Annotated in this window: 2 protein-coding genes; both read right to left on the bottom strand. The window is 41.7% G+C overall.

Going from position 1 to position 2,104, the window contains the following annotated elements; genetic code table 11:
- Positions 1–862: 862 nt before the first annotated feature.
- On the bottom strand, positions 863–1,078 hold the full coding sequence (locus tag NB504_RS02940; RefSeq protein WP_129533108.1) for a TIGR02450 family Trp-rich protein: 216 nt from the start codon (positions 1,076–1,078) through the stop codon (positions 863–865).
- Positions 1,079–1,283: 205 nt separating this feature from the next.
- Positions 1,284–1,778: a GNAT family N-acetyltransferase gene (locus tag NB504_RS02945; RefSeq protein ID WP_094133938.1), complete on the bottom strand. Its 495-nt coding sequence runs from the start codon at positions 1,776–1,778 to the stop codon at positions 1,284–1,286.
- Between the last annotated feature and the right edge of the window lie 326 nt (positions 1,779–2,104).

The raw sequence follows: 2,104 nt of genomic DNA on the forward strand, positions 1-2,104 counted from the left end.
ATTTCAATTAAAGCGATTTGAAACTGACGAAACCCAACACAAACCAGATCCAAAACTCAATTGAGGCAGCCCAAGAACCTTAAAAACGATCAATCTCAGGTTGTTCAAGAATCCAGTTCGACCAAGCCAACTTGCCGAAAAAATGGAACGAATTATCAATGAAATCTTAGATTTAACCTCAAAAACTCATCAAACACATAACGCCCGGCTAAGGGGTTGACAACGCACCGCCGAACTAAAAAAACACACTGTAAACTCTGAACTTCAATTTTGCGCTAAAGTCGCCACGCGTTGGCAATCCCTCTTGAGCCGTTTGTTATGCAAATTCAATGAGATAAACTGAATTTACACGACCAAAAGCCACAATTGCAATGGTTGAGTAATTCAAGAACCAACCGAAGCCAGAGCCGTGATAAATAAGCCGCCAAAACAAAGTCCACCTTTCAGCAACAAACCAAGCTTTTGGAACAGACAAGTTCAACGGGCGAAAAATTCAGCAAATGCGAAATAATCGATTAACTTGCCCTTTCCACACTTTGCACCCGCTAAATTCACAACACGCCAACGCCAAAACTGATTGAGGCAAACAAAGAAATTTGCCTGTTTTACGGCTTGAGTTAACCACGAATTTGAGGGTAAAAATGCTCATTTGCCGACAACACAAAACGAATGGCCGGAGAAATCCCAAAAGATTGAACCCCTAAATTTACCTGAGTTGCATAACGCCCGGCTAAGGGGTTGACAACGCACCACCGAACTTAAAAAACACACCGTAAATGCTGAACTTCAATTTTGCACTAAAGCCGCCACGCGTTGGCAATCCCTCTTGAGCCGTTTGTTAGGTGTATTACCCAAATGCCGATTATGTCCAACCTTGAGACCATTTTTCTTCATTTTTTAACTCAAGCCAATCAATGGAATATTCATTTTTGGAAAGAATAGATTCTAACTTACACAAAGTTACTGAACCGTCTTCTTCATAGTCAACCTCTGACACCAAAAAGTGTTTCTCTCGATTTATCGGTTTTACAGCTGTCCATTTGCTATTACGCAATTTTGCCGGATTAATCTGATTCATTTTTAACTCCGTAATATTATGAATTCATTATTTTACGGACATTTTGAAAAATAAGTTCAATTGATGGCTGCGTTACTAAAGACACCTAACGCCCAATTAAGGGGTGAGCAACGCTACCACCCAACCTAAAGCATTGTACCGTAACCACTAAAACTGAAGTAGAAGCAAAAATGCCAAGCGTTGGGAATCCCTCTTAAATTGTTTGTTATGTGCGTGCTAAACGATAGCGCCTTACTGCACCTTCAACATCATCTGTATAGTTACCCAGATATTCGCCACCGCAGTTTTCTATGACCTTTTGAGATGCTGGGTTATCAATTGAACAGGTAACAATAACCGAGTCAGTTACCACATGATCACGCACCCAAGCGAGAAGAAACGAAGCGACGCCTTTGCCACGAGCTGATGGCCTAGTCTCGTAACCAATGTGCCCTATTACATTCTCTACGTTCGCATTCGCCCCAGTACGAACTCGAATAGCACCTAAGATTTCAGAGTTCGAAATGCAGTAGTACGTTGTACTTGGTAAATACCCGCTTGGTAATTCGGAGGTTGCCTTAGACCGCTCAACCAAACCCGACAAATAAGCTTCAGGGTTTAACTCAACATCTGAGTACTTTGGGATACCCGAATCGAAGCATTCCTTCGCATAACTAGATAACATTGGAGCTAAATCAAGACTAGCTTCTACTACTTCCATGCCTATTTTCCTCTAAAGCACATAACGCCCGGCTAAGGGGTTGACAACGCACCGCCGAACTTAAAAAACACACTGTAAACACTGAACTTCAATTTTGTACTAAAGTCGCCACGCGTTGGCAATCCCTCTTGAGCCGTTTGTTATGCAAATTCAATAAGATAAACTGACTTTACTCGATCAAAAGCCACGATTGCAATGGTTGAGTGATTCAAGAACCAACCCAAGCCAGAGCCATGATAAATAAGCTGCCAAAACAAAGTCCACCTTTCAGCAACAAACCAAGCTTTTGAATCAGGAAAACTCAACGAGCTAAAACTTCAGCAAGT

It is taken from the genome of Vibrio sp. RM-69-4 (assembly GCF_024743775.1).
Lineage (GTDB): Bacteria > Pseudomonadota > Gammaproteobacteria > Enterobacterales > Vibrionaceae > Vibrio > Vibrio anguillarum.

What these genes read in the sequence shown, in the direction of transcription:
- NB504_RS02945 (WP_094133938.1), bottom strand. Translation starts at nt 1,778, where the DNA reads ATGGAAGTAGTAGAAGCTAGTCTTGATTTAGCTCCAATGTTATCTAGT.
- NB504_RS02940 (WP_129533108.1), bottom strand. Translation starts at nt 1,078, where the DNA reads ATGAATCAGATTAATCCGGCAAAATTGCGTAATAGCAAATGGACAGCT.